Source organism: Ruegeria sp. G5 (assembly GCF_056533365.1).
This window is the reverse complement of record NZ_JBQFOK010000008.1, coordinates 76,337-96,277: the sequence shown is the minus strand read 5'-3', so window position 1 is coordinate 96,277 and position 19,941 is coordinate 76,337. Positions and strand designations below refer to the sequence as shown.

The 19,941-nt window shown below is 55.7% G+C and carries 26 protein-coding genes; 13 read left to right on the top strand and 13 right to left on the bottom strand.

The genetic code is table 11. The annotated features are described in order from the left end of the window. Positions 1-13: 13 nt before the first annotated feature. From ACR0BD_RS14455 to ACR0BD_RS14435, 5 genes are all read right to left on the bottom strand, one after another. Positions 14-340, bottom strand: coding sequence for a hypothetical protein (locus ACR0BD_RS14455; RefSeq protein ID WP_480831470.1), 327 nt, complete (start codon positions 338-340; stop codon positions 14-16). Positions 341-422: 82 nt separating this feature from the next. Further along, positions 423-707 carry a hypothetical protein gene (locus ACR0BD_RS14450; RefSeq protein WP_480831468.1) on the bottom strand — a complete coding sequence of 95 codons (285 nt, stop codon included), beginning with the start codon at positions 705-707 and terminating at the stop codon, positions 423-425. Further along, positions 707-1,063, bottom strand: a complete 357-nt coding sequence (locus tag ACR0BD_RS14445; protein WP_480831466.1) for a hypothetical protein — start codon at positions 1,061-1,063, stop codon at positions 707-709. Before ACR0BD_RS14445 ends, ACR0BD_RS14450 begins: the two co-directional genes overlap by 1 nt. Positions 1,064-1,082: 19 nt before the next feature. After that, entirely contained in the window at positions 1,083-2,744 is a 1,662-nt protein-coding gene (locus tag ACR0BD_RS14440) for a type IV secretory system conjugative DNA transfer family protein (protein ID WP_480831462.1), read from the bottom strand. A 75-nt stretch (positions 2,745-2,819) separates the two neighbouring features. Continuing rightward, positions 2,820-2,948, bottom strand: a complete 129-nt coding sequence (locus tag ACR0BD_RS14435; RefSeq protein ID WP_480831459.1) for a hypothetical protein — start codon at positions 2,946-2,948, stop codon at positions 2,820-2,822. A 164-nt stretch (positions 2,949-3,112) separates the two neighbouring features. Here ACR0BD_RS14435 and ACR0BD_RS14430 point away from each other — a divergent pair, with 164 nt between their 5' ends. The 3 genes from ACR0BD_RS14430 (at position 3,113) to ACR0BD_RS14420 (ending at position 6,013) form a co-directional block, all read left to right on the top strand. Continuing rightward, the gene (locus ACR0BD_RS14430) at positions 3,113-4,021 is read left to right on the top strand and encodes a hypothetical protein (RefSeq protein WP_480831457.1); all 909 of its coding nucleotides are present in this window, start codon (positions 3,113-3,115) and stop codon (positions 4,019-4,021) included. Next, complete coding sequence (locus ACR0BD_RS14425; RefSeq protein ID WP_480831455.1) at positions 4,018-4,359, top strand: hypothetical protein; 342 nt, start codon at positions 4,018-4,020, stop codon at positions 4,357-4,359. The genes ACR0BD_RS14430 and ACR0BD_RS14425 overlap by 4 nt, the downstream gene beginning before the upstream one ends. 934 nt (positions 4,360-5,293) lie before the next feature. Further along, entirely contained in the window at positions 5,294-6,013 is a 720-nt protein-coding gene (locus ACR0BD_RS14420) for an MT-A70 family methyltransferase (protein ID WP_480831453.1), read from the top strand. Between the two features lie 3 nt (positions 6,014-6,016). On the opposite strand, the gene ACR0BD_RS14415 is transcribed toward ACR0BD_RS14420, so the two are convergent. Then, positions 6,017-6,616, bottom strand: a complete 600-nt coding sequence (locus ACR0BD_RS14415) for a MunI family type II restriction endonuclease (protein ID WP_480831451.1) — start codon at positions 6,614-6,616, stop codon at positions 6,017-6,019. Beyond that, on the bottom strand, positions 6,606-6,848 hold the full coding sequence (locus tag ACR0BD_RS14410) for a helix-turn-helix domain-containing protein (protein ID WP_480831449.1): 243 nt from the start codon (positions 6,846-6,848) through the stop codon (positions 6,606-6,608). Before ACR0BD_RS14410 ends, ACR0BD_RS14415 begins: the two co-directional genes overlap by 11 nt. Before the next feature lie 527 nt (positions 6,849-7,375). Between ACR0BD_RS14410 and ACR0BD_RS14405 the strand changes: the two genes are divergently transcribed. After that, a complete protein-coding gene (locus ACR0BD_RS14405) occupies positions 7,376-8,278 on the top strand; it encodes an ArdC family protein (protein WP_480831447.1) in 903 nt (300 codons plus the stop codon). Positions 8,279-8,310: 32 nt separating this feature from the next. Further along, the gene (locus ACR0BD_RS14400) at positions 8,311-8,571 is read left to right on the top strand and encodes a hypothetical protein (RefSeq protein WP_480831445.1); all 261 of its coding nucleotides are present in this window, start codon (positions 8,311-8,313) and stop codon (positions 8,569-8,571) included. Between the two features lie 50 nt (positions 8,572-8,621). On the opposite strand, the gene ACR0BD_RS14395 is transcribed toward ACR0BD_RS14400, so the two are convergent. Both ACR0BD_RS14395 and ACR0BD_RS14390 read right to left on the bottom strand, forming a co-directional pair. Further along, positions 8,622-9,935 (bottom strand): hypothetical protein, encoded by a 1,314-nt coding sequence (locus tag ACR0BD_RS14395; protein WP_480831443.1) that lies wholly within the window; start codon positions 9,933-9,935, stop codon positions 8,622-8,624. 114 nt (positions 9,936-10,049) lie between these two features. Continuing rightward, a complete protein-coding gene (locus ACR0BD_RS14390; protein ID WP_273072590.1) occupies positions 10,050-10,229 on the bottom strand; it encodes a hypothetical protein in 180 nt (59 codons plus the stop codon). 86 nt (positions 10,230-10,315) lie between these two features. On the opposite strand from ACR0BD_RS14390, the gene ACR0BD_RS14385 reads away from it, so the two are divergent. From ACR0BD_RS14385 to ACR0BD_RS14375, 3 genes are all read left to right on the top strand, one after another. Further along, positions 10,316-10,555, top strand: coding sequence for a hypothetical protein (locus ACR0BD_RS14385; RefSeq protein WP_480831440.1), 240 nt, complete (start codon positions 10,316-10,318; stop codon positions 10,553-10,555). A 222-nt stretch (positions 10,556-10,777) separates the two neighbouring features. Continuing rightward, positions 10,778-11,008, top strand: a complete 231-nt coding sequence (locus tag ACR0BD_RS14380) for a hypothetical protein (RefSeq protein ID WP_480831438.1) — start codon at positions 10,778-10,780, stop codon at positions 11,006-11,008. A gap of 77 nt (positions 11,009-11,085) precedes the next feature. Then, positions 11,086-11,454: a hypothetical protein gene (locus ACR0BD_RS14375; protein ID WP_480831436.1), complete on the top strand. Its 369-nt coding sequence runs from the start codon at positions 11,086-11,088 to the stop codon at positions 11,452-11,454. A gap of 391 nt (positions 11,455-11,845) precedes the next feature. Here the strand turns inward: ACR0BD_RS14375 and ACR0BD_RS14370 are convergent, their stop codons facing one another. The 3 genes from ACR0BD_RS14370 to ACR0BD_RS14360 form a co-directional block, all read right to left on the bottom strand. Beyond that, positions 11,846-13,168, bottom strand: a complete 1,323-nt coding sequence (locus ACR0BD_RS14370) for a relaxase/mobilization nuclease domain-containing protein (protein WP_480831434.1) — start codon at positions 13,166-13,168, stop codon at positions 11,846-11,848. Continuing rightward, entirely contained in the window at positions 13,165-13,587 is a 423-nt protein-coding gene (locus ACR0BD_RS14365) for a hypothetical protein (protein WP_480831432.1), read from the bottom strand. Before ACR0BD_RS14365 ends, ACR0BD_RS14370 begins: the two co-directional genes overlap by 4 nt. A 236-nt stretch (positions 13,588-13,823) precedes the next feature. Continuing rightward, positions 13,824-14,186 (bottom strand): hypothetical protein, encoded by a 363-nt coding sequence (locus ACR0BD_RS14360; RefSeq protein WP_480831430.1) that lies wholly within the window; start codon positions 14,184-14,186, stop codon positions 13,824-13,826. A 19-nt stretch (positions 14,187-14,205) separates the two neighbouring features. On the opposite strand from ACR0BD_RS14360, the gene ACR0BD_RS14355 reads away from it, so the two are divergent. The 5 genes from ACR0BD_RS14355 (at position 14,206) to ACR0BD_RS14335 (ending at position 17,676) form a co-directional block, all read left to right on the top strand. Next, positions 14,206-14,391, top strand: a complete 186-nt coding sequence (locus ACR0BD_RS14355; RefSeq protein WP_480831428.1) for a hypothetical protein — start codon at positions 14,206-14,208, stop codon at positions 14,389-14,391. Between the two features lie 50 nt (positions 14,392-14,441). Next, positions 14,442-15,329: an AraC family transcriptional regulator gene (locus ACR0BD_RS14350; protein WP_480831427.1), complete on the top strand. Its 888-nt coding sequence runs from the start codon at positions 14,442-14,444 to the stop codon at positions 15,327-15,329. A gap of 112 nt (positions 15,330-15,441) precedes the next feature. Further along, the gene (locus tag ACR0BD_RS14345) at positions 15,442-16,395 is read left to right on the top strand and encodes an alpha/beta hydrolase (protein ID WP_480831425.1); all 954 of its coding nucleotides are present in this window, start codon (positions 15,442-15,444) and stop codon (positions 16,393-16,395) included. A 65-nt stretch (positions 16,396-16,460) separates the two neighbouring features. After that, positions 16,461-16,970 (top strand): nuclear transport factor 2 family protein, encoded by a 510-nt coding sequence (locus ACR0BD_RS14340; protein WP_480831423.1) that lies wholly within the window; start codon positions 16,461-16,463, stop codon positions 16,968-16,970. Positions 16,971-16,980: 10 nt separating this feature from the next. After that, positions 16,981-17,676 carry an SDR family oxidoreductase gene (locus ACR0BD_RS14335; protein ID WP_480831421.1) on the top strand — a complete coding sequence of 232 codons (696 nt, stop codon included), beginning with the start codon at positions 16,981-16,983 and terminating at the stop codon, positions 17,674-17,676. 576 nt (positions 17,677-18,252) lie between these two features. Here the strand turns inward: ACR0BD_RS14335 and ACR0BD_RS14330 are convergent. Next, on the bottom strand, positions 18,253-19,395 hold the full coding sequence (locus ACR0BD_RS14330) for a serine hydrolase domain-containing protein (protein ID WP_480831419.1): 1,143 nt from the start codon (positions 19,393-19,395) through the stop codon (positions 18,253-18,255). Positions 19,396-19,941 lie beyond the last annotated feature (546 nt).

The following is a 19,941-nucleotide window of genomic DNA, read 5'->3' as shown; positions in this document are numbered from 1 at the left end:
CTCCAATCCAGCCCTACGGGCTGAAACCCTTTGATCTCGGACTTCCTGTGCTGTCCCCCAAACTTACCCGATTGAAGGCCTCTTTGGGGCTTTCAGGACTGTTTGCGGGGAGTTTTCCACAAACTTCCTGAACAGGATGCACGCCGAAGCCGAGCTCCACGAAAGAGACAATGATCGACCAGAGCGCTTCGAGGAACTCTTTCTTCTGGTCGTCAGTCATGCCCGAGCCGTCAAGGTATTCCTGATACCTTTCAACATCGATGCGCACGACAGGTTTTGCGGACGCATCGAACCACTCACGCAGGTCTCCCAGACCTGTCGTCATCAATTCATCCTTCATAGCATCTCCCTCCCGAGGAGAGCCTGTTTTACCTTCTATCATTGTACCATTTTCTCCTATTTCCATACAAATTTTGGGGTTTCTAGAACAGGATGCCATCGTCCAAATCTCCTGTATTTTCGGTTACTTGCTTGTCTTTCAGCTTGGCTTCATGACGGCGCTTGTAGACCTCACGAAGCACCTCGATCTCCACTTCGACGCTTGAATAAAGCTCAGCTTTCCTGAGGTTGTCTCGCTCTTCGATAGCCGCCCGAAGAAGCTCAGCTACGAACTTTTCGAGGTCATCGCGGGACTCGAAGGCAGCGACTTTGATGAGCTTGTCCCAGACGGTCTGGGTGAAACCGAGCGTCAGAAAGCATTCTTCCATCACGATTTCCCTCCAATGAGCTTGTCCCAATCCAGCGGCAGCATCGTCACGACCTGACAGCGCTCGCCGTATTCAGGGCGTTCAACACGGCGGCCTTGCACGCCGTAGTAGGCGCACCAGGAAACGGTCGTGCAGGTTCCGAAGCCGCGCATCGGGTGGCTGCACTGGTATTCCCAGCCGACATGCGGCGTGCCGATCACCACGACGAAGCCTGAAAGTCCTGCAAGAATGACGATGCCAGGGCGCAGCAAGACGGCTCTGGTTGCAGCACCAATGCGGCGGCGCATGCGCTTGAAAATACCTTCAGGCCGCTTAGGCGGTTTGCTTCCCAAGACTTTGACTTTGGGCTTATTCATTTTCAGTCCCTTTCCTTCGTCAGAATTCGTAGGCAAGCCGCGCGAACGGCTTCTCATTTGGGAAATCACCCTCGACGGGGTTTGGCTTCGCCCAGCTGCGCCACGGCGAGAAGAACCAGAACGGCAGGCGCTTTGCCCTGATTGCTGGCAGCCGATTGACCAGCAGGAGCTGCTCGTCAGCAGGCATTCGCCTGATCTCATCAGGAGACATGAGCGGCCTGCCTGTCTCGGACAGGCTTTCGCCAATGTCGTCAGTTTCAGAGCGGCCAAGGTTGTAGTTTCGTGTTTTAACGGTCTTCTCGCCGAGCGCCTGCGAAAGCGTTTTTGCCAGTTCGAAATCTTGAACCGCGAAGAATTGTTTCACTTCGGCCTGCGACAGCAGCGTCCTTGCTGTATTCGGACCATAGAGCCGAATAAGTTCGGCCAGCTCCTGAACGAACATCCAGACGCGAACGCCGAGCCCAGGCAAAGCGGTCAGGCTTTCAGCTAGCCCCGAGAGCTTGCTCATGTTGGCGAACTCATCGAGCATGAACAGAACTTCGCCGCGCTCTGGCGACCGCGCGACTGCCGTGATTGCGCGATTGACGATCAGACCGAGCGCCGCGCCGTGAGAGGCGATCCGATCCTGCGGAAAGGCGAGGTAGATCGAAACCGCGCCGCTCTTCAGTTCGGCGAGTGATACATCCGAGCCACTGACTGCATCGGCGAGATAGCCGCCAGGTTCATAAATTTCGAGCGCCTGCACCGCGCCCGCGCGGAAGTCAGCAAACTGATCGGGATTGTCCTCGATCTGATGGGCAAGGTTATCGCCGATATCGGCAAGAAGACCGCCGAGCGCGTCCGAGCGGCTCATTGCGTACACTGCACGGGCAAGCCGCTTGGGGTTTGCAACGAGCCTCCACGCCTCGGGTAGTGTGCAGAGCTTGGGCGTAGTAAGCGCAAGATAGAGCATCACGCCGCGCAGGATTTCTCGCGACCCATCGCGGAAAAAGCGATTGCGTGTGTCTTCAGGCTCGGGAAGAAGCTGAAGTGCGATAGCTTTGACTTCATCGGTCAGGCCGCGATGACGCGCCGCATCGCTCGCCAGTGAGATCAGCTCTTCCAGAGGATTGATGCGATTTTGCGGTAGGCCATGTAGCCCCCACGGGTTCAGCACGACGACTCGCTGACCGAAGCGCTCGTGGCGATGTTCCGCCGTGACCGCCGCCAGCTCGCCTTTGGGATCGGTGACAACTACTGAGCCCGCATAATGCAGCAGGTTAGGAATTACGGCGCTGATGCCTTTTCCCTGACGTGCTGGGGCGCAGGTCAGAAGATGAGCTTTGCCGCTATAGAACAGTGGTTCATCTTCGAGCGTACCGAGATACAGTCCTTGCGGGTCATCCAAGCCAGCGTCTTTGCAATCTTCCAGTGTTGCGAACGCGGCCTCGCCGAATGTGCCCGAAACCTCTTCGCTGGCTTTGCGCTTCTCGCGCTGCTTCCAGGCGTTGTAGTAACCGCCGATGCCGCCGAGTGCCGCCAGCGCACCAAAGAACTTGAATGTGCCGACATAAAAATCATCTGCCGCGTCGGGCGTTCCGCCCATGACCTGCGGCCAGTAACTGGCGACAGCATAGAACGAGACCCCGAGCAGCAGGGCTGCGGTCGGCGATCCCTTCTTATGATTGCTGTTATTGCTCACCGCAATTCTCACCAGTTTAGTTTTTTAGTTTCAAGATTGGGCGAGGCAGGTTTAGCCGCCTCGCCCGAAGGCAAATCACTTGGCTTGCTTGCCAGCGTTCACCGCAGCATCGATCTCTTCCCTCGTCTTGGAGGGAAGCCCGTTGGTAGGAACCGTTCCGCCGTTCTTGCCAACTTCGAACCCGTGTTTTTCATGAGGTTTCATTTGTTCACTCCTTTTGGTTCAGATCGACAGCACACCGTTTGGCCGCTGTCCCGAAACATGTGGCGGGTTCTCAGAAGCGAAAAACCTCAGAAAACTAACTTCTTGCCCCGCAAATTCTGTGCAAATGTCAGCACAAATGCGGGGATTTGCAGGAGCCGTTCAGGATGCCGTGGCAGGAAACAGACGAGCATAATCAGAGGCTCTTTGACGCTCTGTCCGACCTCGCCCGCGAGAAGGGCGCGTTGGAAAGGTTGGCAGGAGCGATCAACGCCGACGACCGCGCTCAAGCGTCAGACCGTGCGAGGCAGGGAAGCAAGCACAAGCCACGCAAGACGTTGATCGCGGAATCAACGCTTGTGCGATGGCAGGAAGAAGGTCTTGCCCGTGTGGCCAATGCGCAGTCTCACAAGAAGCGCATTGTCTTCGAATTCCTTGAACGATCCAGCGACTTCCGCACAGAACTGTTCAGACCTTTGAGCGGATTGCCAGCAGGGCTCGCAGAATTCGCCGCCGAGCATCGTGCCCGAATCGGTAAAGCCTTCGCTCCTGAGCTTGTTCAGTTGGATGGATGCTACCGAATGTTTCGGCCGGCCACCCATATTGAGCGATTGAGCCACGAGCGAATTCAAATATCTCGCCTTCGGATCGAAACCAGCGGAGGTGTAACACGGTACTCAGAGCAGCAAGACTTTATCGATCCCGATCATCCGAACTTCAGTCAAACAAGAGTAGACGAAGGCATCGTTCTAACGATGACGGGGAACATCGTTTTGCTTGGCTTGAGTGATAACGGCTATGAGTCGAGAATATATTCGACCTGGCTCTGCTATCCGCGCCTTGGAACCGACGAGGAAGTCAGACGGCTTTCCGGCCTGACCTTCTCCGTCGAGGGCACGGAAGCTCGACGTGCTCATCGCTTCGTAGCAAGTCGCGTTAAAGAAGACTGCGACAAGATTGAGATGGAAATCGTAAGGCCGCCCCACGAGCGACTGACGCAAGATATACTCGACGCGCTGGATTTTGGCGGACTAGAATCCATCATACTTTCCTCTTACATGCCGAAGTCATCATGAAAGTCCTGTTCGTTTGCACCGCCAACAAGCTCAGAAGTCCGACCGCCGAGGACGTGTTCAGGGACTATCCTGGCATTGAGGCGATCTCGGCGGGGACGGATTCCGAAGCGCCCAGGCCGCTGACAAGAGAGCTTGTCGCTAGTGCCGACCTGATCTTCGCGATGGAGAACCATCACCGCGAATGGATAAGGCGTAAGTGCAGGAAGAACCGTCCAGCAGAGAACCGCATCATCACGCTCAATATCCCCGATGAATATGAGCGTGGTGATCCCGAGTTGATCGCGCTCTTGAAGGAGAGGATCGAGCCTCGGCTCTCCAGCATTCTCAGCGCGACTTGAGAGTGCTGTAGTACAAAGTGGCGCTCTTTGGTGCGCCGCAATAATCATTGTAGTACAAAGCCTTAAAGGCCGCCGTAAGGCGAAACCGCAAGATGTGTTTTGTAGTACAAAACTATCTTGGCAGGGGGCTCGCTGCGCGCCCCCGTTGCATCCCCCAGGCCGTGGCTCTGTCAGGGGATTGACCCCATCCAGAGCTAGCAGAACGTATCGCCGTTCAATCACTCGCGGGAGACTTCGCTCTCCCCGCACCCATCGACTTGGAGGGCGTTCCTGCCCCCAAGACCCCTGACAACTCCGTTGAGACCACTTCATGGAGACCAAAGAAGCGAGCATTCGCGCTACCCTTCCTTGGAACCATCCCATCGACCAATGAGACTTCGAGCCCCTTGGAACCCTGACCAACCCTGCGCGGATTGGATGCCGCCATCTTACCGAAGATGGATCACTCTCGGGGGTCTATCACCACCCCCAAACCCAGCTCGTCAGACTTGGAGAATTGCCTCTCCACCGACACCGATCCATGCACAATCAGCCCGCCTGATTGATCCGCGCCACTTCATGGAGACGACTTCATCGAGACCATGGAAGTTAGCTTCGCGCTACCCTTCCTTGCAACCTTCCCATCGACCAAAGTACCTTCGAGCCCCTTGGAACCCTGCACCACCCTACGCAGATTGGTTGCCGCTATATTGCCGACGTCGGATCACGATTGAGGCCTTAGGTACATTCTCTTCAATAGAAGAAAACACGACAGTACCAGCGCTGTGGAAAACCGCATGCACGTGAAGCAAGTCACTTGCTTCATACTGCATATCGCGCCTACTTATAGTTCGACGTCTAGATGATGAGTGGCCTACGTGTTTAAAAGTCGCGAGTAGGGGGTTGCGGGTTGGCTAGATGGATGCTAACTATAGTGTACAAAGTGAGGACGAGCATGAACAAACAAAAGCACCTATTTGACGACGACAGCCCCTCAACCAACTCCACGCCGGAGCGGCGCCTAACGGGGTACACCATTTACAATGCTGAACAGGAGCGCCGCACTCAGAGAAATGATCTGCCAGACCTCTACCCAGATTTGCCAGAAAAGAAGTATGATATCATTTATGCTGATCCTCCATGGGACTACGGCGGGAAAATGCAGTTCGATAAGTCCAGCACAAGTGCTGAGAATATGAACTGGAAAAAGAACATTTTCATTAGTTCAGCAAACTTCAAATATCCAACTCTCAAATTAAGAGAATTGAAAAAGATTCCTTTGCTTGAAATTGCGAAGGATGATTGCCTATTGTTCATGTGGGTGACTAATCCGCACCTGGCTCATGGAATTGAATTAGGCCAGTCTTGGGGGTTTGAATACAAGACTGTCGCATTTGTTTGGGACAAAATGGTTCACAACCCTGGAAAATATACAATGTCCTACTGCGAATTGTGTTTGGTTTTCAAGCGCGGCAGAATACCTACCCCGCGAGGAACTCGAAACGAGAAGCAGCTACTAAGGTCGCCAAGAGGAGAACACAGCGTCAAGCCATCTGAGGTTCGCGATGCGATTGAGCGCATGTTCCCTAGCCAAGAAAGGATTGAGCTATTTGCGCGGCAAAGGCCAAAAGAATGGGATGTTTGGGGTTTGGATGTGCGCGAACAGTATGAATAACTCTTAATCGAGGAGGTGAGACAAATTCTCTTCAAAATGCTCAAAAAGAAGCTCTGGGTTTGGCGATTGACGCCAGAAGAAGAAATGGCTCTCGAATCCTTCATACCAGCATGTGATTTCACGAACTCGGCAAGGATCACGTGTAATATCGCCTTGAAAAACTGTCCAAAATGGAAGGCTCGGCTCAGAGATACCGCTGGCTTCGCGAAGTATTTTTAACAACCCTGGTGTAAAGAATTTGCATGATCGTTCGTGCGCATTCCCTCTGCCATCGGAGCGCTTACCGCCCTCGACCCATCCGTCTTGTCGCTTAACCTCGACGTAAAGGGTCTTATCTGTCTTGGTGTTGTCAATGGCATAGTCGGGAAATACTCCATGACGAGTAATCGGCACCGGAGGATTGTAAATCTCAGAAATAACCTGGTCGGAAAGCGGGAAATCTACATAAATCTTTTGGAACTCTTTTGGGTTCGCACGAACACGATACTCAGTATCCTGAAATACTTTCTGAAAGCTATCGAAAAAAGCTCTCTCGGCTGCGGCAGCGTTCCCACCCCCGTAGTCTTGCCATTTCCTGCGAAGTCGATTGTGTTCACTTCCCATCTTCGTAACCTTCAAAAAGCTCGGAGATAGAAACGCCGAGGGCGATAGCGATCTTCTCAGCAGAAAGAACGGTTACGTTCTTTTCGCCGCGCTCAATCATCCCAACGTATGTCCGATGAACCCCCGCCCGATCAGCCAATTCTTCTTGTGAAATTGACTTTTCCTTACGCATCCGTCGGATGCGACTGCCAAGGTTCTTCAGTTTTGCTCGATCTGCCGAATTTTCTTTCATTTCTAATTAATGAGAGTAGCTATCTGCTAACTTTGGTTCTACATACTAAAGTTAGCAATTTTGCTTTGACTTCAGGCCTTTGCCTGTAGCGTATGCACTCTTGTTAAATTCGATGCGGCCTTGCTCAACGGATTTGGGAACCCACGAGGGACAGAGCGCCAGTCATCAATGAATTTGAAAGGAATGAAGGTTCATCTAGGCGCACCCCTTCGGGTCGAGCTGTCGTGAACCGAGCCCGCCTATGGCGGTCTCGGCCATGCGGCTTCCATCCCTTGCGCTGATCTGATGCCATCCCTGGCAGGCTGACTTTCTCTTTCTTGTTTGGGGTCTGCGACCCCGTTCGCCGTCAAGGCCAAGCCCTTCGCCCCAAGCAAGCTTGATCCTGCGGGCGAAAGGCTCTGTCCGTGGCTCGGCTGCGCCTGCGCCCGCGCCAATTCCGAGCCTTTCGGCCTCTGACGGCTTCTCCCCTCTCTTCGCCAGAGCGGCAGATCGGTTGCATGCGCAACCGATAAAAGGAGAAAAAGAAAATGAAACAAGACGTTTACCAGAAAGTCACAGACAAGATCATCGCCGATTTGGAGCAGGGCGAACTCACATGGCTAAAGCCGTGGAGCGCTGGCAACATGGATGGGCGCGTGACTAAACCCCTGCGCCATAACGGCCAAGCCTATAGCGGCATCAACGTTCTGATGTTGTGGGGCGCGGCGATGGAGGCGGGCTATTGCTCCCCGTACTGGATGACCTATCGCCAAGCCCGAGAGCTGGGCGCACACGTCAGAAAGAGCGAGCGCGGCAATTCTGTTGTCTATGCCAACACCATCACCAAACTAGAGGAGCAGGACAACGGCACGCAGGAAGAACGCACCATACCGTTTATGAAGGCGTACACCGTCTTCAACGTCGAGCAGATCGAAGGCTTGCCCGAGCACTACTATCTAAAGCCAGAGCCTGTCATCGACCCCGCGCAGCGCATCACCCATGCAGAAGACTTCTTCGCGGCGACAGGCGCGGACGTTCGGCACGGCGGCAATCAGGCTTTCTATAGCGGCGGCAGCGATCATGTGCAGATGCCTGTGTTCGAGTGTTTCCGCAGCCCCGAGGCGTACTATGCGACCTTGGCGCACGAGCTGACGCATTGGACGAAACACCCCAAGCGTCTTGACCGAGAATTCGGGCGCAAGAAATGGGGCGATGAAGGCTACGCCCGTGAAGAGCTGGTTGCCGAACTCGGCGCGGCGTTCCTTTGTGCCGATCTTGGCCTGACCCCCGAGGCTGGCACAGATCATGCCGCCTATATCCAGAGCTGGCTCAAGGTGCTGAGGAACGACAAACGGGCGATCTTCTCGGCAGCCGCCCACGCCCAGAAGGCAGCAGACTTTCTGAATGGCCTTCAAGCCCAGACCGAAACAGCAGAAGGAGTCGCCGCGTAAGCGGCGGCTCCGCCACGGCGGAGGGCAAGAAAATGGAACAACATACAATCGTATGGCGCGGCGTTCAGATCGAGATAACATTCACGCCCGAGGCGTTCGGCATGGTCGATCACATCGAACTGCGCACCGAAGGCAAAGCACCGTTGCCCGTCACCGAGACAGGCTACCGCTCGCACTTCACGCACAAGGGAACGGTGACGGAATACGGCGGCGCAGTCGCCTTTGTCACGGCATGGCTCGACCACGAGGCCGAGCGCACAGGCTGGCGCGGGGCGCAGCTTTCCTTGTTCTAAGGGGCAGAAAAATTCGCGGCTGACCTCACGGCCAGCCGCTCCCAAAAAATTTATATTTCGGAGTCTAGCTTATTCTGAGCTTCCTTCGCGGCATGATTTCCTGCCGTCCATGTCTTGTGAACAAGCCATTCCTCGGCGAGGAAGAATTCACCGCCTAGAACTTTAGCTTTCTCATCAACTAACCGCTTTTTCATCGCGTCTTCACCAGCGATGGCTACTTTAGCATTGGCATAAGGTGGCTCATCAGGCAGCGGTGAGGGAAACAAGACCGTGCACTTGAATGACCCTTCTGGATAAGCGCTCTGAATTTGGTTTCTTCGGGCAAGGGGGCTTTTTGAGAAACCTACCTTAATAATCGATTTGTCTTCGACGTCTTCGGGTGAACAGCCAAGGTAAGAAGCGATGTTTCCTTGAAGCTCCAAGATGTACAGGTACTTCGGCCCATCGGTTTCGCCTACCGTATATGGTTGTGACGGAGGGGGGACTGCGCGGCTCGGAGACAGCGCATTGTCCAAGGTTTGAATCGTGGGATCAGCCAACCCTGTGCTTCCATAAACATGCACCTCTTGAACGTCTAGCTGAAGCAGCTTTTCGGCCTCGTCCGCACTTACCTTCACTCCGCTTGCGCCGATAAACTCAGGATGGGCGCTGCCATATGCTTTCGGGAAGATATCCTCGACCCGCTTCCAGTCTTCGGGCACGATGCTCCAGCCGCGAGTTGCTTTGACGGCATGAAGCCATTTGCCTTTCGAATCGGGATTTAGTTCCTTTTCCCGCCAACGATCTCCCGAGATGTAGTTCTGGGCGTGCCCTGCCTCGTGCGAGAGCTCTAGAACGCCCACCACCTTGCCGCGCATGTCTTCAGGGCCTTTGCCCTTCGTTACATAGATTGCCACGAGCACACCAGGCTTGGACTGGCTCAGGAAGCGATTGCGCTTTCCTTCATCGGCGAAACCAATGCAGCCCCATTGAGACGGATCAAAACCCCAGAAGGACGTCAGCCAGACTTCGCGTCCATCAGGGAGCTTGGTGGGTTCTGGGAGCAGCTCAGGTGCGCTACTCCAATCAAAGTCGAAGACCTCCTGCTGAGCTGCTTCAATCTCAATGTCGCCGAGGACGTTTCGGATGTAGGCCATTGCGTCCTCGTGAGGATACCGCTCACCCTTCCTGACCAGAATTGTCGTCAGTGGCGGCAGCTTATTCTCAGCAAGGTAGTGAAGGATGACTTCGAGATGTGCTCCTAGACCACGACCGTTTGGATGGTTCCAGCCGACAGCTTCCCCCACCTGCTGGTATGTTGTCCGTTGCCGAAGTGCAGCCTTCTGCGCTAGAAATCTGGCGATCTCAAATTGCAATGAATCCATATGCTTAAGCTACCATGATCTGCCAGTGTTCCAAGCGTGTATCTTCTTATTTGCACAGGAACATACTTCATTCTCGCGAAGTTCGCGGCTGACTTCACGGCCAGCCGCATCGGGTTAGAGCCCTGGCGCACGGGTCGCCAGCTCATCTTCGATAGTTCGCATCGTCACAAGCGCTTCGCGCTGTTCCTGCGAGCCGCGCGGGGCGGCAGTGAAGGCGATGAACGCTTCTTTGCGCAGACCGTACAATTCAGGCGTGCTTAGCGTTGCTGCTTCAAATCGAGTGACAAGTTTCATGTCATCCTCCTTTGGCTTCAAGGAGGCTCCGAACCGCTCAGAGCCTTTCGGCTCGCACCCATCATCATCGGCCTATGAAGGCACTGATGGTTCGGATCGACGCCAGAACGTCACAGGCGGATGCGCAGGGAGCATGTGTGCGGTTTGCGGCTGCTATCGCCCATAGCACTACAGGATTGATCTCGGTTGATCGGAAAGAAGCGGGCATCGGGTTTGCCCGCCGTCACAGTGCGCTCGCCAAGGGCAGCGCCAGCGTTTCCAGACGCGGATTATCGCCAGAAGATGCGCAAGACACGAAGCAGGGCATGACGGATGCGGCTGGCTGAAGGGCAGTCGCCGTTTTTCTGACCGTGTAGCTCTCACCCCTCTGATCGGGGCGGGCTTGCATTGAGGACACCCAAGAACCCTGACCGAACGCGGCTTCGGTCTTCAATGGCCTGCCCGCACCACCTGGCTGCGCCAGCCGTGTTGACCATGAATCCCGTGCCTTTGCCTTCGGCCTGACGGGAGGGCGTTAGCAAGCCACCCCAAACAAAGGAGATGAGATCATGGCACGCGAAAAAACGAAAACTACCCCAGCACTTAACGCCCCCGACTTTCTGGCCTGGCACGTCACGCAGAGAGGCGAGAAATCCTTCTGGAACAAAGTCGGCGCAGCATGGGAGCACAAGGACGGACAGGGCTACACTCTTCAGCTTGAGACTTGCCCGATAAACGGACGGATCGTCCTGCGGGCTCCGCTCGAAGATACCCCGCCGCAAAATGAAGGGCGCTCCTAGAGCGCCCCTCAAATCCAAGCTAGTGAACCCGCCAACCAATCGGCGATGCAGCCACGATGAACACGGAGTATAAAGGCATGTCCGAAGACGAGATCGAACTCACAATCACCATAAGCCGCAAAGCGTTCGAGAAAGCCAAGACGCTGGCGAACGATCCCAAGGGCCCTGCTGGCGAACTCGCAGGCATGATTACCGCTGAAGAGTATATCGAGCGGATGGTCGAGATCGCGCTAGAGGATTTACGCCACCTAAGGCTCAAAACCACGCTTGCGTCGACGAGGCGGCGAGCGCTCGCGCGCCGTCTCGCCTTCTCCGCGTGTCTTAACGTCGTCTTCGGCTCCGATGACGATTTCTTTCAAGCATCTTCACTTCCAATTCTTCGAAAGCGTCCCTTACTTTTGCTTTTACAAGCTCTGGGAACGTCTGATTCAAATCCTCGGGCCTGAGCTTCAACAACTCCTCAGCGGTAAGGGAATTGTCGTCCCTCGTTGCCAGCCACACATTGCGACGCGATAGATGCTCTTTGCCAATTCTCAACCGACCTTGCTGTAGCTCGACTTCCACCTCTTTGTAGAGACGATCCAGGCATGCTCTGTACTTCGCGTAATGTCGCTCACGCTCATCGAGCGGAGGGAAGTCGCCTTTCTCTATTTGGACTTCAAGCCAAGTGTTTGAGAAGCACTGCTGGTCACGCGCTTTGTGAACTTGACCACGTTCCTCCTCTGCGGCTATCCGCGCTCTCTGAGCCATCCATTCTCGCATCACTGGCTCGTAACGTTCCCAATTCCATTCAGCTGGGAAAATGCGATCTTCATCCATAGGTTGCTCCTTTCACAATTAATCGATCCCAAACTTCGGTTCACGAGTTCTTCGCACTTGTGACCTACCGTTCCTTTTTTCTCTTTCTTGCTTTGGTTCGTGACGTTCATCGCCTCGCACTCGGTCTCGGCGATCAAGCTTCGTGAAGTGCACGATATCTTCCCGCAGACGTAGGAGCTCTTCCTGGGCGGCTTCCCGCTGTGCTCGTATGTCACGCTGGATAGCCTGCCGCTCTTCGATTTGCTTGAAGATCAGCGCGTCTTTTTCCGCGCGGTCACGGCGCAACGCTTCAAGAGCTTCGCGTTCATTCTGCGCTCGAACCTTGGCATATTTGCCTGTCAAGCGATGCCAGATGCCCGAGACACCTTTCGGCAGACGCTCAGCCCGCTTGCGGGTTTCGGCCTGCCAGCGCTTTTCATGGGCTTCGGTGAGCTGACGGCGCTCTTCTTGATGCCGCCCGACAATCTCCGCCTTACGGAAGTCGATCTGCAAAGACCGCCGCGCCGCGTCCCGTTCGGCCTGTTTGATGAACTCTTGCAGCTTGGCCGTCATACTGCCCGCGATATCGGCCTTAACCTGATCGACCGAGCGCAACTCTTGCGGATAGCCGAGCTTGGCTTCAACGTCCTTTGCCTTCACGCCGCTATAGCGGGCAACGACATAGACCTCGCCGCGATAATCGACCGCGACGAAACCGCGACGATCACCTCTCGCGAGCCAGAACCCGCGCTCCTTGAGCGCTTGTTCTAAGGCTGCGCGATTGTCAGATGACTCCCAGACCTTCTTGAAGACAGCTTTCAGCTCTTTCGGGTCGAGACCAGCTCTCTTAGCCTGCTGCCATTCTTGCTGTGTGAACGTGAACGGATCGCGCAGGCGGCGATCTTCCAGACCGCGCGGCATATCCCAACCGTGTTCTAGGTAGAGCTGGCGCGACACGTCACGCAGCTTGATCTTGTAGTGGTTCAGGTTCAGCGCCCGCATGCGCTCACTGTCGATCCGCGACCAGACGGCGTGAGCATGTCGCCGTCCGTCCTTCTCATGGAAGACGATAGCGCGGGGCTGACCTTCCAGCCCGAGCTTCCCTTCGACTTGCTCAATGGCCTTCTCGAAATCCTCGATGGACGCATTCGCGCCTTCAGGCGGATTGAAGCTCATCGAGAACAGATGCTTTTCGCAGCGTGTTCCCCGCGCGATGGCATCGGCCTCGCCGAATGCCTCGACGAGATCATCACTGATGAAGCCGCGCACGTCATGCAGCTCGACATGCTCGTTGTCCCGCATCGCAAGTAGGTAGCGGGCGAGCTGTGGAGCATTGCCTCGCTCTTTAGCTTTCAAGATCATGGCTCGCTCCCTGGCACTTTGCCGAGAGCTGCCAAGAGCGCCGCCCGCATTTCCGAGATTTCGCGGCAGGCTTCCTTGATTTCGGCTTCGGTCTCAGGCGTGACGGGCAGTGAGCCCGTGTTCACCGCCTTGGCGAGCTGGTTCATATTCTGGGACAAGCGGGACTGACCCAGTGCCCCCGCCATGCGGCCAAGGGCTTCTTTGTCCTGAACAGGGCTATTGCCGCGCTTCTTGCGCGGTGCAGCATTTGCGCCAAAAAGGCGCTCGCGGATGTAGGCGGCAAGGGTCTCGCTGCCCCTTTCGGCATCCAGCCGCGCCCGTTCTTCATGGGTAAGACGTAGCGAAAACGGCGGTGGATAGTCCGCTTTCTTCGCCTCTGCCTTGGCTATCTCATTGAATTCATGGCGCGAATTTGTCATTTTCGCACCCCAGACTCTTAGAGTCTACAGATGCGAGATGGCGTTCCCACTCTTCAAGAGCCCGGAAAAGCTGGTTCGAGCTTTCTCCCGTTAGGCCCACCATCATTTCAAGACAGCCATATAAACGAGTAACCTTATGGTTTTAAAAAGGGTTTTCCAAGGGGCTGTTACAAAGAGATGTTACAGCGAAACCTCTTGAGAATATGCCTGGTCACCCCTGTCTGTACCGGCGTGGATCAACCTATCATCACCATGCAGCCGTTCCGAAGGACATTGCTGACTCGTACGGAACGGGCGAATAAACCTTCTCTCCACGCATCAAGAACAGGGCTGAGGTACTTGTTAGGGACCGTGTCGAAGCAGTGCGTATTGATCGCCTTTTTGAGGAACACCGGAAAGCGCGGAACAGGCGCAGGTGGAAGGATGCAGAGAAGCTTCTGGAAGAACTCTCCCCCATCCAGATAGCTTGGGCAAAGCAAGCCCACTTGCATCACCTCTTGAATTTGGACGAAGAGGCTCGGCTGGAAGGCTTTGAGGACCCGGGTGATCCAAACGAACCCATCACCTATGAACCGCGCCCAACCTTCGATGAATGGCAACAGGCAAACCAGGACATGAATGAGAATAGCTTACACCTTCAGGGCTTATGTCGCCCCACTGATTGATACCGGAGTGTTGACGCCAGTTCTTGAGGATCACCTGGCCCCCACCCCCGGTATTTTCATGTATTTCCCACGCGAGTATAAATCCATGATGCCCCTGAGGCTGTTCATAGACCACATAAAGCACCAGCAACGTGATTGAGCCTGCACGCGCAGACCTCACATATCAAGCATTGCCAGCCGGAGCCGCCCTTGCCCCTTAGATACGCTGATATCTATCCGTCAGAACCGTTGCTGAACAGTGACGAGATGCAGCGCCCTTCGGCCGCAGGGTTGATGTCCGTGCGTTATTTTCGGGCCGACCCTGATCGGATGCCGGAAGAGGTGTTTTCGGAACACCACGTCCTTCTGAACCTGCAGGAAAAGGGACATCGCGTGCAAAACTGGCGGGACGGCACGCTGCGGGATTTCACCTTTTGCAAGGATGAGGTTATCGTGACCCCGGCAGGCATGCGGTCAGGCTGGCGGTGGTACGGGCAGTCCGATGTGATCGTGATCACCCTTAACCCGGACAAGGTCCAGCGCTTTGCTCAGTCCGAACTCGCTATGCTGCTGGCACCGGAGCAGTTTCACGATCAGCCGCAGTTTTCCGATCCTGACCTATGTGCCGCAGGTGTCATTCTGCGCGACGCGCTGGCAACGGACGACATGTCCTCGGCCGTGATGTTCGAAGCCATGAGCCGGGTTTTTCTGGTCAAACTGCTGCAGAAATACGGCAAACGCCGCGCGGAAGAGGCCGAGCTGTCGGCGCGCTTTACCTCTCAGCACTATCAACGGGTGCTGACCTATGTGCAGGACCATTTGGATCAGACGATCACCGTCGATCAATTGGCGTCTGAGGCGGGCATGAGCCCCTCGCATTTCGCGCGGGTTTTCAAGGAGACGCTGGGCTCGACCCCGATGCAATATGTCATGGCCTACCGGGTCGAACAGGCAATGAAAATGATCGAGGACCCTGCGCGCCCTCTGGGGGATATAGCCTTAGCTTGTGGGTTCTCGGATCAGGCGCATTTCACGCGCAGTTTCAAACAGTTGGTGGGCCAGACCCCGCGCGCGTTCCGCGCAGCGAACGCGGTCTGAAGCAGGATTTTTCAAAAACGCGGCAGTCCAGTGCAAGTATCCCTGCCACCGACAGCGTATCTCAGGTGTCATCGGGCTTGTGCCCATCCAGATAGATTTGGGAGATACCGCTATGAACACACTCACTCTGACCACTGCCGCAGCGTTGATGGCTTCGACAGCCGCTGTTGCGCAGGTCGAAACTCGCACGGTCACGTTCGAGAACGAAGGCGCTACCCTGTCCGGCACGCTGTACCTGCCGGAAGAGCGCGGGACCGAGCCACTGCCTACAGTCGTCGTGACCGGGGCCTGGACCTCGGTTCAGGAACAGATGCCCGCGAACTATGCCCGCGAGATGGCCGAGCGCGGCTTTGCCGCCTTCACCTTCGATTTCCGCGGCTGGGGCAAATCGGGTGATCTGCCGAACAGCGTGCGCTTTGTCGAAAGCCCAGATGCGAAGACATCGGATATTAAAGCGGCCATCGCATTCGTCGCGACCCTGCCCGAGGTGGATGCAGACCATATCAACGGTCTGGGGATCTGCGCGTCGGCAGGGTACATGGTGGATGCGGTCTCCGGCAATCCACTGGTTCAGCGGCTGGGCCTGGTTGCACCATGGTTGCAGAATGAAGAGATCGTCGAGGCTGTCTATGGCGGTGCAGAAGGTGTCGCCGGGCTGATCGAGGTGTCCCACGCCGCCGAGGCCGCAGGTGGTCAGATCATCCCTGCCGCAGGCCCCGAGGGTGCCGAGGGCGTGTTGATGCCGATCGGCGGATATTACTATGAAGCCGACCGGGGCGGGATCCCGGAATATGACGACAAGTGGAACAATGCGGGCTGGGAAGGCTGGCTGACCTATCACCCCGCCGACAACCCGCAGCGTTTGGACAAGCCGCTGGCCATTGTGCACTCGGAAAGCGCGGCAATTCCTCAGGGCGTTCAAACCTTCCTTGCCGGTTTTGCAGGTGATGCTACAGCGCAATGGCTGGAGGATGTCACGCAGTTCGATTTCTACGACAATCCCGCGGATGTCACCCGCGCAGCCGACACGGTCGCTGACCACTTCCGCGCCGCTTCCAGCAACTAAGGCCTGTCTGGACGCCGAGCAATCGTTCGGCGTCCACCCATATCTATTCTATTCGGAGCACCCTCATGCGCAAAAAACTCACATCGACCCTTGCGGCCGTTTCCATGATCGGAACCGCAGCTTTCGCAGAACAACAGGCCGATATCTCGACCACAATCACCGACATCGCGGCAGGTGCAGACCGCCACGACTGGACCCGCGTGCGCGGCGCGTTTGCCGACACAGTCACGACGGATTACACCAGCCTCTGGGGCGGAGACCCGGTCACGCAACCCGCTGATGAGCTTGTGGCGGGGTGGTCCGCCTTTCTTCCCGGTTTCGACGCGACGCACCACATGGTAGCCAATCACACCGTAACCTCTCTGGCCGGCACATCCGCCACGGCACAGGCGGATTTCACAGCAACCCATCGTCTTGATGACGGCCTATGGGTGCTGGGTGGCCGCTATGACTATGAGCTTGAGAAATCAGACGGCCGCTGGCTTGTCACATCAATGACCATGACGGCACTCTGGGAATCCGGCGACCGTGGGCTTGTGGCTCTTGCCGGCCAGCGCGCGGCCGAGGCGAATTGAAGGAGTAACCATGACCAGTCAGCGCATCGCACTCGTGACCGGCGCCAATCGCGGTATTGGTAAAGAAGTGTCCCGCCAATTGACCCGGGACCATGGGATGAAGGTTTTGGTCGGTGCGCGCGATTTGGCAAAAGGGAGGGCTGCTGCGGATGAAATCGGATATGGGGCCGAAGCCTTGCAACTGGATGTGTCTAGCCCGGACTCTGTTGCCGCAGCCTTCTTTTTGACGATTGAATCGGCCTATGGTCGCCTTGATGTTTTGGTGAACAACGCGGGTGTGGATTATGACGCCGACCAACAGGTTCACTTTGCTGATCTGGACCGGGTACGACGAGCGTTTGATACGAACCTTTTCGGTCCTTGGGAGACCACGATTGCGGCGGTACCATTGTTAGAACGAGGCACAGACGCCCGGATCGTCAACGTGTCCTCTGGTGCGGGGTCGCTGACCAGCATGTCCGCTGGCACACCCGGCTATGGCGTTTCCAAAGCGGCCTTGAACGCGCTGACCCTCAAGACCGCCGCCGCGCTGAAACCTCAGGGCATTCTCGTCAACGCCGTGTGTCCCGGCTGGGTAGCCACAGATATGGGCGGCGGGGGACGTCCGGTTTCTGAGGGCGCCAAAGGCGTTGTCTGGGCAGCGACCTTGCCGAAAGGCGGTCCAACCGGAGGGTTCTTTCGCGATGGCGTTGCCATAGATTGGTAGGTTCAGCCGAGCCTCATGAAATCAATCAGTGCCTGACCCGATCTGGTAGCACGCGGCGGCTGGGTTAGAAAGCGAACATATACCGTGTTTTACGTGCTTCGTTCGTAACCTGCAACTAAAGTAATTCACCGCACACCATATCCAAAAGCGTCATTGCAATGCCCAAGTTTCCACGGGCGGTCCACGCATTGACGTCAAGGTCGGTTAAACTGTGCGCGGTGTACTTCGGGTGCAGCGTTTCCCGTTCTCAAATACCCGCGGCTGAACTGCTATCAGTACGGGTAAAGCAAGAGAGTCGTGTCCTGGATATCGGGCGGTGGACTTGGCGATCTCAACCTCAAGTGTTGAGCACTACGTGTTCACCGATCTGTTCACAACTCTAATCGGACATTACCCTCTCGAACCAACGCTGCGCCCATCATAGCCCTCCTTGACCCAAAGCAACGGGGGCAACTTTTGGCAAGACCGCGTAGAAACAAGCGACCACGGCGAATGTCACTTTGCCAAAGAATAGATAGTTTAGCGTTGCAAAGCTGAATTGGGCGTGGGTTGTGAATATCCGCGCCCAATGGTCAGTCAGTTCGCGTAGACAGCCGTTTCGAACGCTTCATATGTCCGCATATAAGGCTCTTCGACGAAAGGCAGCGACTGCGTAAAAATTACGCCTGCGACATCTGATGCGCGGTCGACCCAATAATGTGTGTTGCACACACCCGCCCAGCTTTGCGTCCCCGCCTTGCGGCGTCCGGGTACATCTGCTTCCGAACGGACGGCTGCAAAACTGTGGGTTGTTCCTCCGGGCAATACGACATCCGCCGTCACAGGCGGTGCAATGGTTACCATGCGCTCAAAAAGCTTTCCTTCCATCTGGTCTTCGAACATCTCGGCGAACGCGGCTTCGGACAAGAGACGATTGCCGTCCAACTCGCCACCGTTCAGGAGCATGCGAAGGAACTTCATATAGTCCGGTGCCGTGGAATACAGGCAGTGCCCCATACCATAAACTTCGGGATTTGGTGGCGGAGCCAATTCGAACGGAACAAATTTACCATCCTCGCCGCGCGCTTGAACGCCGGCCAGACGGTCAGTCAGCGCATCGGGTTCAAAAGCTGTATTGTTCATGCCAAGGGGGCCAAAGATTTCCTCGTGGCAGAACTGGTCTATGCGACGCCCATCCACAGCCTCAACAACCTGGCCCAACCAGTCTGTGCTGGGCCCATAGCCCCACCGCTCACCCGGATCGAACATCAAGGGATAGAGCAGAGATTCCTTTGTTCCCGACAAGATGCTGGGGTGGCCAGTTGCTTCGAGGTACTTCGCTGTTTCAGGGCACCAGAATTCGTATTCCAGCCCACTGCGGTGCGTTGCGAGGTGCCGTATCGTTGCCGTTGTTCGTGGCGCGCGCATAATCGGCTTATCCCCGTCCCAGCCATCCAGCACTTGCAGTTTGTTCCAATCGGGAAGGATATCGGCGACAGGTGTGTCCATCGACATCTTACCCCGATCAATCATGATCATCGCAGCCAATGATCCAACGGCCTTGGTTGCAGAGAAAATCCTGAACACCGTGTCCTCACCTGCGGCACGACCTTCAGCAGCCTGTCCTGCACTTCCTGAATAAGTGACGCCTTCGGCATTAGCGCTCATCGCGACGACAAATGGCACGTCTTGCGCTGCCACGGCATCATTCAAAACCTGATCTATGGCCTCTGATGGCATTTTTCCCTCCCATGAATTGGTGACGAAGGATAGCAATTCATGCTGCACCAGCCAACTTTGTTGCCAAACCATGCAGTGCGAGTGTGCTCACTTATGGGCCATCGTGCACATCCGAAGCTCTGGCAAGATAGGGTGTTTACTGTATGAGAAGCACAGCTGCCACGACCTTTGAAAAAGCCTGCGTCACTAGCTATTGGCAATAAATCTTTATTTTTGTAACTCTTGCAGTCGCACAGTGAAAACCAGGCTTCGATGCGCAAACTGACGTGAGACAAGCGAGACTCGCCCCGATCACGGACAGAAAACTACAACGCGTAAAAGGTGTTCTGCCACCAACATATGGTCGAAATAGGAAGAGGTATCGGACCGAACGATAGGTCATGGAACAGCCGAATTTACCAGTGCTTCGCACTTCGCCTACCATTTTCGGCAATGGCTCAACCTATATGCCACTCTCAATTTCACTTAGCGTGCAAATCCTCACCCGGCAGGGTGTGCAAAGCCCCGGCGATAGCAAAACCGAAAGCAACATCAGCAAGCCTAATC